The organism is Shimia sp. W99, from assembly GCF_053851455.3.
The window spans coordinates 2,765,409-2,778,624 of sequence record NZ_JBSQBU020000001.1; the positions used below are offsets into that span (position 1 = coordinate 2,765,409).

Annotated in this window: 11 protein-coding genes and 1 pseudogene; 7 read left to right on the forward strand and 5 right to left on the reverse strand. The window is 55.7% G+C overall.

What is annotated here, in order from left to right:
• Positions 1-124: 124 nt before the first annotated feature.
• Positions 125-907 (reverse strand): DUF2092 domain-containing protein, encoded by a 783-nt coding sequence (locus ACS3QZ_RS13485; RefSeq protein WP_456038304.1) that lies wholly within the window; start codon positions 905-907, stop codon positions 125-127.
• A 165-nt stretch (positions 908-1,072) separates the two neighbouring features.
• Here ACS3QZ_RS13485 and ACS3QZ_RS13490 point away from each other — a divergent pair, with 165 nt between their 5' ends.
• The 3 genes and pseudogenes from ACS3QZ_RS13490 to ACS3QZ_RS13500 form a co-directional block, all read left to right on the forward strand.
• The gene (locus ACS3QZ_RS13490) at positions 1,073-2,104 is read left to right on the forward strand and encodes a helix-turn-helix transcriptional regulator (protein ID WP_456038305.1); all 1,032 of its coding nucleotides are present in this window, start codon (positions 1,073-1,075) and stop codon (positions 2,102-2,104) included.
• Between the two features lie 274 nt (positions 2,105-2,378).
• On the forward strand, positions 2,379-3,071 hold the full coding sequence (locus ACS3QZ_RS13495) for a substrate-binding domain-containing protein (protein WP_456038306.1): 693 nt from the start codon (positions 2,379-2,381) through the stop codon (positions 3,069-3,071).
• Between the two features lie 31 nt (positions 3,072-3,102).
• A pseudogene (locus ACS3QZ_RS13500) lies at positions 3,103-3,306 on the forward strand (integrase core domain-containing protein); the annotation flags it as partial.
• A gap of 888 nt (positions 3,307-4,194) precedes the next feature.
• On the opposite strand, the gene ACS3QZ_RS13505 reads toward ACS3QZ_RS13500, so the two are convergent.
• Entirely contained in the window at positions 4,195-4,914 is a 720-nt protein-coding gene (locus ACS3QZ_RS13505) for a methyltransferase family protein (protein WP_456038307.1), read from the reverse strand.
• Between the two features lie 328 nt (positions 4,915-5,242).
• On the opposite strand from ACS3QZ_RS13505, the gene ACS3QZ_RS13510 reads away from it, so the two are divergent.
• Both ACS3QZ_RS13510 and ACS3QZ_RS13515 read left to right on the forward strand, forming a co-directional pair.
• Positions 5,243-5,527 carry a hypothetical protein gene (locus ACS3QZ_RS13510; RefSeq protein ID WP_456038308.1) on the forward strand — a complete coding sequence of 95 codons (285 nt, stop codon included), beginning with the start codon at positions 5,243-5,245 and terminating at the stop codon, positions 5,525-5,527.
• Between the two features lie 147 nt (positions 5,528-5,674).
• On the forward strand, positions 5,675-6,628 hold the full coding sequence (locus ACS3QZ_RS13515; protein ID WP_456038309.1) for an NAD(P)-dependent alcohol dehydrogenase: 954 nt from the start codon (positions 5,675-5,677) through the stop codon (positions 6,626-6,628).
• Positions 6,629-6,731: 103 nt separating this feature from the next.
• Here the strand turns inward: ACS3QZ_RS13515 and ACS3QZ_RS13520 are convergent, their stop codons facing one another.
• Positions 6,732-7,622: an NAD(P)-dependent alcohol dehydrogenase gene (locus tag ACS3QZ_RS13520; RefSeq protein WP_456038310.1), complete on the reverse strand. Its 891-nt coding sequence runs from the start codon at positions 7,620-7,622 to the stop codon at positions 6,732-6,734.
• A gap of 272 nt (positions 7,623-7,894) precedes the next feature.
• On the opposite strand from ACS3QZ_RS13520, the gene ACS3QZ_RS13525 reads away from it, so the two are divergent.
• Entirely contained in the window at positions 7,895-9,016 is a 1,122-nt protein-coding gene (locus tag ACS3QZ_RS13525; protein ID WP_456038311.1) for a hypothetical protein, read from the forward strand.
• Positions 9,006-10,337, forward strand: coding sequence for a WG repeat-containing protein (locus ACS3QZ_RS13530; protein WP_456038312.1), 1,332 nt, complete (start codon positions 9,006-9,008; stop codon positions 10,335-10,337). Before ACS3QZ_RS13525 ends, ACS3QZ_RS13530 begins: the two co-directional genes overlap by 11 nt.
• A gap of 752 nt (positions 10,338-11,089) precedes the next feature.
• Here ACS3QZ_RS13530 and ACS3QZ_RS13535 read toward each other — a convergent pair.
• On the reverse strand, positions 11,090-11,671 hold the full coding sequence (locus tag ACS3QZ_RS13535) for a hypothetical protein (RefSeq protein ID WP_456038313.1): 582 nt from the start codon (positions 11,669-11,671) through the stop codon (positions 11,090-11,092).
• 123 nt (positions 11,672-11,794) lie between these two features.
• Positions 11,795-12,936, reverse strand: a protein-coding gene (locus ACS3QZ_RS13540) for an IS3 family transposase (protein WP_456038314.1) whose coding sequence is annotated in 2 segments (ribosomal slippage) — positions 11,795-12,690 and positions 12,690-12,936 — 1,143 coding nt in all. Because the reading frame shifts where the segments join, the coding sequence is not laid out codon by codon here.
• Positions 12,937-13,216 lie beyond the last annotated feature (280 nt).

Sequence of the window (13,216 nt, forward strand, 5' to 3'; positions counted from 1 at the left end):
CCCAAACGCGCCTCCGCTTGGGGGATGATCCCAGAGGAAAATGTAGTGTCGCCAACCGAAAGCAGCACCAGAAGGACGGCGGCACTCACGATGGCAGCCAAAGCACGCAATTTTGCCCTGAATATCATTTCGAGTCCTCCAATACGTAATTCGACGGAAAACCGGGCGCCTCAGCGAGAAACGTCCCGATATCAACATCGGTGAACGCCTTGCCCATAAGACCCTCGGGGATATCATCCGCGCGCTCGGTCCAGCCCTTGACGGACACACTGTATCGCGGGGCCATCGCGATATCTCGGGTAGTGATGACCATCAGACATGGATAGGGTGCTTCGCCCTGTGCGATCCAGATTTGCCAATCGACATGAGGTTTGCGGAAAGCCAAGTGGTCACAGGTGATGCCGTTCACGACACCGACGCCCAGGTCTTTGATCTCAGTGACATCCTCCATCAATACGTCATAGGCTGCGGAAGCTATCAGGTCGGCTGCGGGAAGCGGACGCCCGTGCGTGTCCCGCAACTCGTCGATCAAGGCATCAATGCCACCGGCCACAGCTAATGTCGTACGCAAGCCCGAGGTGCTGTCCTGAACGGTCAGGTTTTGTCCATTGTAGAGAAAGTCGAGTTCGCTAAAACCGGCATTGCGGCTTATAGACAGTCGGTCGGGGCGGCGAACGGCGACGTGCCCAGAGCTTCGCAGTCCGAATTTTTCACCATCGGTAGAAACCAATTCGTGCTCGGCGTCGAAATCGATGCTGAAGCTTTCCAGGCCCCCGATATACGCCGACATCGCACGCAGCAGAAGAATTGCGTCGGTCTCGTCGGCCTTCACCACGGTTGATCCCGCCACGAATAGAAGGTGACCCGCACCCAAAAGAGCCAGACTATTGGAAATCTTGCGAAGCATTCGTGCCGTCTCCTTGCGATAATACGCAAGGCCTCTTTGCCAACAACGTATCCATTATTGGCCTGCCGAATACTTCGGACTTGATCTATATCAAAAACGATTGCGCTCGCTTGACTTCTGGTGCCATCACGTGAAGACCTAGGTGGTTACCATCAAGAAAAGCCAATGAGCGCATCCAACACCATCCCTCTCATACGCGCCGGTGCCGTATTCCCAATCCTGCACTGGATTCGCGCCAATGGACTCGATCGAACACAGCTTTTGGGGTCCGCTGACCTGAACTGGATTGATGACACGAACCCGTTTTCGGTGATTCCGCTGCGCAATGCCGCTTTGCTGTTGCGCAAGTTGAGTGAGGAGTTCGGCCCCGACGCACCTTGGCGAGTTGCGAGTGACCTGGGTTTTTTTGAACTCGGATTACTCGCACGCCTCACTCTGACCTCAAGAACACCTAGGCATTTGTTTGCCAGCACAGCTGAACTCTTGCCCTATCATTGCTCCCACGAAACGCTTCAGCTCTCAGAAGAAAGAGGTTTTCTGCGCTTGATGGAAGGATGGTTCCTACGGTTTGACGAGGACGAAACGTTGCATGCTGTGCAACAATATTGTGTTGCAATGATCGAGTCTGTCCTCTCGGCCTCTGGTCCAGTCGCGCCGTCCATGAGACGCATTCTGATGGTGCCGCACCCTCAATTTGGGCTTTCTCATTTATCGGGTTATTTGGGAGATTCAGTGTCACCTTCACCAACCCGGGCGTTAGAAATCTGGATTGCAGACGAGCTCGCCGATAAGGCAATGGTGCAAGACCACGTTGTAGATGGGGCAAATAGTGTTTTTGATCAATATGAACTTACATCTCTGCGGTCGGATGGCAAACTCAGTGGTGCCGTCAAACTCCTGCTGAAACAGATGCTGAAGGATGGCAAACCCTCGATAGATCGCATTGCATTCGCTGCTGGGATCAGCCGCAGGTCTCTACAGCGTCAGCTTGATTGTGAAGGGCAGACGTTTTCGAAGATTCTTGAGATGACACGAATTGAAGAAGCAGAGCAAAAACTGGCGACGGGAGGCAGCTTGGCCAGCATATCTCAAGCACTGGGATACGCCGATCCGGCCAGCTTCACACGCGGCATGAAGCGGTGGACCGGTCAATCTCCAAGCGAGTTCAGAAAGGAGCGCACCATAATCAAACAATAGTCCCTCGTTGCTGACGAAGGTTCTCAAAGCAGCGAAGGCCCGCTTCCCGCCCGTGGTGCTTTTAGCTGCAAACGCAACGTGCGGTTTGCTGCCCTTGGGGTTGGTGCAGCGAAATCTTCCTTTTTCCCGATGAGCAGCCTTTCACTCGAAATCGTGCGGCGTCTGCTCAGTTTCCAAGTCGAACTGCTCTTTTTTGCAAGCATTGCCCTGTTCTCAGCCGCAAAGGATCATGCAAAGATAATATTGGAGTACACCGTCAGAAATCTCATCTGCTATGCCGAGTGAACTGCGCATTTTTGTACCGGTGGCGATCCGGGCGATCATGAATAACCTCGTTCCGCGCTTGGAAACGGCAACGGGTGCATCGGTCATTCAGTTGGTTGATCTCAACCCAGTGATACCGGAGCGCATCTCGGCGGGTGAAGCTTATGACATCGGTTTGACCAATCCCCCTTACGCTAAGGGGCTCATAGAAACTGGAAATGCAGAGGCAGCCAGTCACCGAGCTTTTGGACGTGTGCCCCTTGCCATTGGCCGAAAAGAGAAAATCGCAGGCTCAATCGGAAAAGACGTTGAAACGATCAAAGCCCTTTTGCATGAAGCCGACAGCATCGCCTACACGAGTGCAGGTACAAGTGGCCGCACCTACCTCGATGTGATCGAGCGACTCGATCTGAATACTGCACTTTTACCAAAGAGCCTGGCCATGGGTGGTGGCGAGCCGGTCGCATCCGTCGCCGCTGGCCAAGTTGAGCTTGCAGTCGCTCCGCTGACCACGGTGCTTGCAACACCAGGGGTGGTTCCTGCGGCAATCCTACCCGAAGAGCTTGGGACCCATATCGATATGTCGATATTTCTTAGTCGAACCTCACAGGCCAGCGCGGCATCTACCCTTGAATTTCTGACGGGAAGGGAACTCGATGATGAACTTGCCGCAGCGGGCGTCCTGCGGTTCGAGTTGGATTAACGCGAATCGACAGAGTTGCGCCATTTCTGCCTATCACCTGCCCGGTGATCTCCGCCAGCAGATCGACGCGTTCGTCGAACACTACAACCACCGACGCTACTACGAGAGCCTGCAAAACCTCACCCCGGCCGATGTCTACTTCGGGCGCGGCGAGACCATTCTGAAACAACGAGAAAGGATCAAACGAAAGACCATCGAAACCCGGCGCTTGCTTCACCGCAAATCCGCCGCATAATCTCATGAACCAGATGAGCCAGATCCTCTCTTAGCTCAGGCGCCCATCTGTCCCAAAATCCCCGACGACGGACACGCGAGCGCCCAGATGTATCTGTTCCACCGCGGCGAATCAGGCGGGTCGCTGTGATTCTACGGCATGCGGTTCCACCGCTCGGCCCTGGACCAGACGGCCTTGGCGGCCGAAGAGGCGATCATGGCCGCCCGGACAGGAACGGCGCAGTAGCACCCTGGCTTCAACACGCTGTTTCAAAGGGCTCTAAAAGGAGTGTGAAGGGCGGAAGCGGTGTTTCGCTGCGATTACCTCCAGTGACCGCATTGCGGACTTTCCGGACTCGTGCAGCCGCAGCGAGTGCGATCGGTGAAGTAAGCTACTGGTCTTCGCGCCTGCTCAACCACACGCCGCTTTCGATCACAGGGCAGAGGTATGTGAAGCCATCTTTCGATGCGTTGCGGCCGGCCATGGAGACCATCAGCGAAGAGTTGCAGACTCGCATCCAGTTCGTGGGCGTCCGTGCATAAGCTGACTGCACCGATCAGAGGCCCGTCGCCATCGACAAAATCAGTCAGATTTTCAGCGAATTAGGCTCAGAACGGACCTTGGGAAAGAGCGCAGAATCCTTCTTTCGGGGCGAAACCAGACATCCTCTGCAGACACTGGACAGACGGAATGCCAGCTAGCAAACAACATTCGTAAAGTAATCCGATCGGTAAGGATGCTGCGACAAGGCGGTGAAACCTTCGCCCAACTGGGTTGTTCGTACAAGCAGTTAGCTTTGTGATGAATCTTCGGCTTCCGCTGGTCCACACAAGTGATTGGTGGCTCCGAAACAGGTGAAATTCCACCGTTTTAGCCTGAGAGGGATGACAAACCTGTAGGACGTCACTTTCAGTATATGCCCGGGATCAATCGATAGTGCACGCGTTCTGAATAATCCCGATAGCCGGGCAACTCTTTCTGCAATGTCCGATCTTCAAGCGCAGTACGCAAGACAGAGATTGCCAATGCCGCCGCCACAGGAAGCAGTGTCCACACTGACCCCAGAGCAAGAACGATGCCGAAAAGGGCAAGGATGTTTCCTGCGTAGCCCGGATGCCGAACGTAATGGTACGGGCCGCTGTCACACACAACGTGCCCTCGGTCGGTCTGGACGACCACGACACTGTAGAAGAAGCGGTTCTCAGCCACTGCCCACGCCGCGAAAGTATATCCGAACGCAATCAGGATGAAACCTGCGAAACTTGACCAGGGCGGAAATTCTGGAGACCAACCATAGCGGTGGTCCAGCCCAGCCACTGCAACCAAGGGATAGCTGATACTCACCGCCATCAGCGGAGCCAGTATTTTGTCCCAGCCTTTTGCATTTTGGATGGTTTCGACATTTTGTCGGTCGGCCGTAAGTCCGGGATGTTGTCGCTCGGCCCAAATGCGCCCTCCTATACCAACAACGACAATTAGCAGGGAATAGAGCCATGCTTGCCGCCATCCGAGGTCACCGCTGCATGCAAACAGGGTCAGCGGGATCAATATGTACACCAGAACCAACTTGATCCACTGGCTTGGAGACCCAATTTGAGCCAGTCCTTCGGTGCGCCTTTTTGGTGTCATGCCATTCCCCTAAAAGTACGGCTCGAACGGGCGCGAGCCTGAACCAAGCTTAAGGCAAACAGGCAAGGCGGAGTTAGTCCGATTTGCTTGCATGACGGGCGCCTTCTTTGCCATGCGTATTGCCATGACGCGGGTTGCGGTCGTGTTAACCTGCCTTGAGGGATGACGGAGGTCGAAGATGTCGAATACTGCTTTCTGGCTCATTCAAGTTCCGGGCTGGCTGCTGTTTATCTACCTCGTCGCAGCACAATGTACCGCTGCTTTGAGCTATTCGCCCGGGGTGAAGATGGGAAGCTAAGAGCCGGCTGATCAGATCACCGAGGTGGGGGTGGCGTTCTTCAAGGGTTTTGCGGGCGCTGACCTGATTTTCTACGCGCCGCTTTTGGGCTTGGGTCTGGTCGGACACATTCTGGGATCGTCGTGGGCCGTTGTCGCTCTCGGCGCGGCGCTCGGGGTGACGGTGTATTGGCCTATAGCGTGTTTGTGGACGGTGATTGCGGCGCGGGGCGCCGCCGACTGGAATTTGCCGAATGAAGGGCAATACTGGATCGTTCTGCCTGCAATCGCCGGATGGGGCGCTCTTGGTCTGGTCCTTCTGATGTTTGGAAATTGACGCGATACGTTCCTCGACGCCGCCCGGAAAGGCGCTGTTCTACAAAAGAGCGTGCCAAATCAAGAGTAGGTCTTTTTTCCAACCCGAATTCCATCGTTGGGGCGGTCACTACTCTGGTATCTTTCCAAGATGGCAGCAAATGAATCGATGAGAGCTATTGTTTTCGAGCGCTACGGGCCTCCGGAGGTACTTTCGCTTCAAACCATCCCGCGTCCGCATCCTTCGAAGGGGGAGGTGCGCGTGAAGGTTCACGCGTCGACGGTGAATCGGACCGACACCGCGACGTTGCGGGCGCATCCCTTTTTCGCGCGCGCGATGACCGGGCTGGTCCGGCCGAAGATGCAGGTTCTGGGAATGGACTTCGCCGGAGAGGTCGACGTTCTCGGAGACGGTGTGAACGCCTTTGATGTCGGAGATCGCGTGTTCGGGATTTCTCCCGACATGTTCGGAGCGCATGCCGAGTATCTCTGCGTACCAGCCGACGGAGCTATCGCGCGCATTCCGGGAGGCATTCCCTATCATCGGGCTGTCGTTGGGGAGGGCGCTTGGTACGCGAATGGCACGACGCAGATTCTGTCCGAAGGGTCGAGCTGCCTGATCTACGGGGCTTCCGGGGCGATTGGCACGGCAGCGGTTCAACTCGCCAAGGCGCGTGGAGCGTATGTGGTCGTTGTTGTTGGAACCCGTCATATCGATTTGCCCAGTGCGCTCGGAGCGGATCGGGTTGTGAATTACGAGACAGAGGATTTCACAGCACTTGGTGAGACATTCGATCTTGTCTTCGATGCCGTGGGCAAGACGTCGTACTTTGAATGCCGCCCCCTGTTGGCAAAGAACGGGATTTTCTCGGCCACCGACCTCGGCCCGGGCTGGTCCAACATCATTCTCGGTATGGTTTACGGGGCCTTGAGGAGCAGGCGAGTTCGTATCCCGTTTCCCGACGACGCGCCGGGGTTCATTCAACAGCTCGCCGGTCTGATGTCTGATGGCATGTTCAGAGGCGTATTCGACCGGAGCTACCCGCTGGGCGAGATCGCCGACGCATTCCGCTATGTCGAGAAAGGGCAGAAGACAGGTATTGTCGTCGTGGACGTTTGTTGAAATGCATCTGAGCAGGGCGGCACAACTGTCGAACAGTCCCTGGTGAGGGCGGACCTGCGTGGCCCGCGAGTTGCCTTTATCCACATCGCGGACATGCCGCTTTTCACGGCTTGATGACCAATTTACCTTTCACTTCGCCTAATCCCGTGCGGCGAAGCGCCTCTGGAACAGACGACAAGGGCAGAACCGCTTCCAGATGCGGTGAGATTTTCCCGTCGACTGCTGCACGCGCGACGCGTTCGGTCAGGTTCCGGCCGCTGGGAACCATCAGCATGCCAATGGACTTTTTTGCAGGGCGAAAGAGCACCCCGCCAAACACCAGCGAAAGCAGCACGCTGACCCTGCCACCCACTGCCCTGTATTTTCCGCCCGTCGCAAGACATCCCGCAACCCGGGCTGGGCCACGGGTCGCAACCATGTCGAGGATCCGGGTCCACTTCTTTCCCAAACCGGTAAAGTCATGCGCCCTGTAGTCAATGGTTTCGTCTGCTCCCAGCTCCTTGAGCCAAGCGATCTTGCTCGCATTGTCGACAGCCGTGACAGGGACACCTGCCGCCTTTGCCAGTTGCAGGGCCATAGTGCCTGAACCTCCGCCCGCGCCATTGATCAATAGGGTGTCGCCGGGCGACAGACCTTCGGTGCCGGCCAGAGCAATGCCTCCCGCCTGAGGCAAACACGCGGCAATTTCGTCTGGGAGATCGACCGGCACCCGGATCATCTCGGCCTCTGACACACAGGCGTATTCTGCGAAACCACCCCGCATCATGACAAGATCACCCATCACCCTCTCGCCAATCGTAAAACTGGACGCGCCCGAGCCCAGTTTTTCGACGACGCCAACGATGTCAGAGCCGAGCACAGGGTTCTTTGGGCGAAAAAGACCACCGACAAGCCGCGCGTAGAACGGGGCGCCGACAAGATACTCCCAGTCCGACAGGTTCACGCCGCAGGCGAGAACCCTTACTCGCATCTCGGTTGCGCGTGGTTCTGGCATTTGTATATCGGTGAGACGCAGGTGTTCAGGTCCTCCATATCTGTCTTGAACAACGGCCTTCATCGGATTGTCCCTCTATTCGGGTGGTCGCGCTGAGGCTTCATACCCACAGAACCCACTTGGTGCCTTGAGCGAGGTCAATGGATCTCGCGTGCGGCGTAATTGGTGAACGGCGGCCTTTTCCATACTCCCGACCTCCTGTGATCAATCGATCTCGCAAGAGCAGCGCTTGGCCAGTTTGGTGAACCTACATTGCGGCGCATCCTTGCCCAATGAGCGGTAAGTCTGGGTCGATTGTGCTGCTCGACGCAAAGGGCGATTCAGGAAATTCTCTGCGACGGCGAGAAACCAGAGGCGAAACGGCGCAAGCGGACTTTCAACTCGGGCTGGTAAGCCCAAACCTGAACCCGCCTTTCGCCACGCTGGTGCCGAACTGGGAAGATGCGGGACAAACCTGCCTTTTGCCGCTGCAGCAAGACTTTGCGACAGACGACGACCACGTCTCTGAGCCCGTCGCGGCGGCGCGGCACAGCTTCCTCGAAGCGGGCATTCAGAGCATGTCAAATCGACCAGTTTCAAACCGGCCGTTCGCTGCACCGGTGTCTCATGTCTCACATGCGGACAAAACCGCCCTTGACATAAATCAATGCGATAGGGCGGCCCTTGGTTACGGTCATATTATGCAGTCAGATAGTAAGCTTAACGGTTTGTTAACAGTGTTCTGCATCAGTGCATGTCTGGGCACCCTAACATCTGTCACCATGGTGGGTGCCGCGTCTGGGCTCATCTTATTCATTGCCCCGATCCTGCTCGTGCCATACGCTGCATGGGGCATCTGGACGGTCGCAATGCGATCAAAGGGTCGATTTCGCTCGGTCTCTCCGACGCTTGCACTTTTTGTGACGATTGTCGGAGTTCCTGCTTGCGGATACCTGCCGTACGGCATGGCAAGTCTGGAACTGCTTCTTCGATCCGAAAGCATTCTTGACCGAGCCAACCTTGAGGTCTCACTTGTAACGCCTGATCCGTTCGGAAATTCCACCAGCGGCCCGGGCATCATCTATCATCTTGACCCGCAGGGCGAAACGCTGGCGGCCCTAAGTGGCCTCGAAGAGCATCTTATTGCGGAGGGCTGGCGCGTCGTCGCCGGTCGTGTTCCGAGCGCGCGAGGTTCGAACGTATTCGTCTTGTTCGGTCGCCAGTCGGGTCGAACTATTGATCTATACGCAAGCTGGAACAGGACGCAGCACAGCTATGAAAATATCGCGATAAGGCAGAATTTCTGGCCGTTAACTCCGCTGGTGTTCCTCTTTGCGCAGTTCGCTGCTGGAGCAATTTCGCTCGCATACGCCAGTTACGGGAAAAGAAAACAGGAGAGCGAAGATGAAGTTTAGGCCACTTGGGTTGTTGCTTCCGTGCCTTCTATTGCTTGAAGCAGCAATGCCGTCCCACGCTCAGGAAACTGCCGGATCAGGTGTGCTTTACCCAATTCTCGTGGACGGAAAGTGGGGGTTCATCTCTGAGGCAGGAGACGTCATCACACCGCCGAGTTACGACAGCCTGCAGGGCCTCCGTTTTCCCTTCCCCGAGTGTACCGACCTCAGATATGCCCCCAATGTTCTCGGCGCGGACGGACCGGTTGCTGTCGCCGTTTCCTCTGGCCACGTCGGAATGAAATGGGGCTTCGTCGGTCCTTCAGGAGAGATTGTTCCTCCTGTCTATGACATGGTCTACGGTTTCCGCGACGGGGTAGCCGCGGTATCCCGCGATGGAAAGTGGGGCTTCATCGATGCCACTGGGGCCGAGGTGATCTCGTTCAACTACGACTACGCATCAGGTTTCCGTGAAGGCGCCTCCGTCGTGATGGTCGACGGTTGGTGGGGCCTTATCGCCGACGACGGCAACTACATCGTAGAGCCGGTATACGACATCATACGCTTCCTAACGAATGGCCCGTACCTGATGTTTGAAACCAGAGGCAAGCAAGGAGTTCTGCATGCTAGTGGTGAGATGCTAGCAGATGCGCAGTTCGATCAAGTTTACGTGGTTTCGGAGGACTTGGTGAATGTCGTCGTCGAGGGAAAGGCGGGTTACTTCAACGTCGCAAGCAACGAATGGCAGATCGAGCCCAGTTTTGACATGGCCGCTCCGTTCAGTGACGGCGTCGCCGAGGTGAGGTTAGGCAATGCAGCCGGCTTCATTGATCGGTCAGGCAATTTCACCGTGGAACCCCGTGAGCCGAACAAGCGCTTAATGTCGAACTTTGGCCAGTTTCACTTCGAAGGCGGGAAACTAAGCCCGATCAGGAAGTACATCGATGTGAAGCGTCGCCAACAGGTCGTTGGGCTGATCGATACAAGGTCCGGCGAAGTCCTAATCGAACCAGTATTTACGTCAATCGGGATGGTCTATGAGGGACGCGCTGTTTTTGAAGACGCGGGCAAGTTTGGTTACCTCGACGAGGCGGGAAATATTGCGATCCCAGCCCTGTTCAAGCAGGCCACCGACTTCTCGGGCGGCCTTGCATATGTCACCTTTGAAGATGGCTCCGGCTACATCGACCCTGAAGGCCGGATGGCCATCACATTTGACGACAAGCGGCTACGAGGAAGCCCATTCCGCCCAGATCTTGCTTTCGTCTACGGCGATGGCAGAGAGCGGTACGTCAATCAAGACGGTGTCGAAATCTATTCATTCGCTTCAGGCTGCAACTGATCCTTTGAGCTCGGCATACTTCTGACACTGACGCAATTCTCGAAAGTCGGCCTTGAGCTCTGACCCGCCCAATGCCACCGCGGCAGGTCGCTGAGTTCGGGCTGCATGAAACCGGTCGTTCGCCAAGAGCGCCAAGTTCTTGCTCTTTAGCCGTCTCTGTCGATCCGGAGACATTCGCCTATCGGTAGGCGACGTTCACGCCGGACGCCGCCAATCTTGGCTTTAGCCTTGGGTTCTGTTTTTGGGTCGCTATTGTTCGCGTTCGTTTTGAAAATGGCCCGTCTTGAGGTAGTTCCAGACCCGAAGGTTCTAATCTTTGTATCTTTGTGTGTACTTTTCGGAGCGGCTTTCCTTCTCCCTCCAAGAAAAACAACAAGGTAGAAGCCCACGACTACCTAGATCGCCGCCATTTGAGCAGTAAGATAGCGACTGCAAACTTCGACCGCAGCGCTGAGCAGGGAACTCGGGATCAAGCCGATAAGGGTCGTGAAAGGGCGGATTCGAGAGACGGCCGAGATCGAAGAACGGTGCTGGTGGCGCTGCCTTTCAGCGTTCTCACCGAAGAAGAATGATTGGGCTTTTCGGCGCCACACCTTGCTACCACTTGAAGACCGTCTTTATGATCTGCAGGCACCGCGTCCAGACGCAAGCTGGCTAGAAACACCGAATCCGGCCAATTCGTCCGACTCTCCGCTTGCCGTGGCGCTCAAACGGCTTTCTCGCAATAGCGGGAGACGTTGCTCAGACACCACCTAGAAGTTAGAGAAAACTCCGACGCATGTCAGGTTGTCAACGCGAGTGAACCGTATTTCGGGCAGAGAAATTCGCTCAGCTCCAATAATAATGTCCGGAATATTGGCGGTGTAGGCGTATCCCGTCGACGCTTTGAGCGAGACCATGGCTACCTGCATGAAATCAGAGTATTCGACAAATACTTGACCGTCACGAACGACATTTGGCAATCTTCCTGCGAATTCCTCGTACAATTTTACATCTACCAAATCCTCACCATCCGGTGACTTCGCAACAATAGGCATGTCTGCGAAGGAGATTTCGGTTCCGGTGGAAATGGTAAAATGCATCTTGATCGCACAAGCCCGATACCCTTGCTCTTTGAGTGGATAGCAGTTGGAAAAAACCTTCACGTACTGTCCATGGCCGAGTGGAAACTTCGCATAGGGCGTAGAATTCGTGCGAGGTAAGAACCATGCCGCTGGATCGATGATTTCAGCACCCTCCATTTGCGGCTCGTAATAGGGCCAAAGCAGAGGGATCGCGCAGATGAAGTAGCCATAGAACAAAACAAATGGTGCTGCGATGATCGCACAGATCAAGATCGCTACCTTTCTACGCCTCGTCATGTTTCTCGTACCTTCACGCACTTGGTTCGCGAAGTGACCCAGCCCCTTGATCCGGGCCGTTCGGATGTAGACTCCGTTCCTGTTTCTTTCTCGTGATTAGGTTGCGGTCAAGGCCTGCTGAGCGGAGCCCTTGCGTAGCTCAAGCGAAGCAGGCCGGGTGGCACGGTTGAGATTGGCGTAAACGGCTGGAGCCAGCCCGCCAAGTGATGTGTGTGGTCGCTGTGTGTTGTAATCGATCCTCCAGCTTTCGATGATCTTTCGGGCCTCGGCGAGGTTGCCGAAGATGTGTTCATTCAGACATTCATCCCGCAGCCTGCCGTTGAATGACTCGACAAAAGCATTCTGCATAGGTTTCCCCGGCGCGATGTAATGCCAGCCAACGCCGGTATCCTGGCTCCATCTGAGCACTGCATGAGATGTCATTTCCGTCCCATTGTCTGAGACAATCATGTCTGGTTGCCCGCGCCTTCGGATTAGCACATCCAGTTCACGGGTCAGCCGCGCCCCGGACAAAGAACGATCCACGACTGTTGCCAGTGCCTCACGGGTGCAATCGTCCACGATGCATAGCACACGGAACCTCTGCCCATCTTCGAAGGCGTCGGAGACAAAATCCAACGACCAACGCTGATTGGCACGATCCGGCACCAGAATGGGTCGCCGCGTGCCCAAAGCTCGCTTGCGTGACCGCCTGCGGCGCACCGCCAGCCCCTCTTCGCGATAAAGCCGGAACAGCTTTTTGTGGTTCACCTTAAAACCTTCCCTGGCCAGCAGGATGCCCAAACGTCGATAACCGAACCGGCGACGTTCATTCGCCAGCTCCCGAAGCCGCTTGCGCAGGGTGCCGTCGCCCCGATCCTGCTTCTGATACTGAAAAACTGACCTATGCAGGTCCGCCAATTCACATGCCCGACGCTCGGACAAGCCGTGCCGATCCATCACATCGTGCACGGCTCGCCGCTTCACATCGGGCGTCAGTAGTTTTTTGTTGCGAGATCCTTCAGGGCTGCGTTGTCGAGCATCGCATCCGCCAACATGCGCTTCAGCTTGTTGTTCTCATCTTCCAGAGCCCGCAACTTCTTGGCATCAGACACGTTCATACCGCCAAACTTTGCTTTGTATTTATAGAACGTCGCGTCGCTGATACCGTAGCGGCGACAAAGCTCCTGAGCTTTCACGCCCGCCTCGTACTCCTTGATCATCCCGATGATCTGTTCGTCTGAAAATCTGCGTTTCATGGTCCATCCTTTGCTTGGACGGATTACTAACACCTCTGTGGCCTGATTTCAGGGGGCTGGGTCATTCGCAACACACTGTTTGCCCACAGTAACTGCAACACACTTCTTCGCCACAGTGTTTGCGGACACAGTCGAAGACAGCGTGAAGTGTGGCGACATTGGCAACGCCTGCAATGTTGCGATGGGCAGTCATCTGATGGCTTTAGTCAGATGTCTCGGGAGAGCCCTTTTGAACGAATGCTGCGTTTAGCATGAATGCCTGCTAGGTTGTTCGGAACGG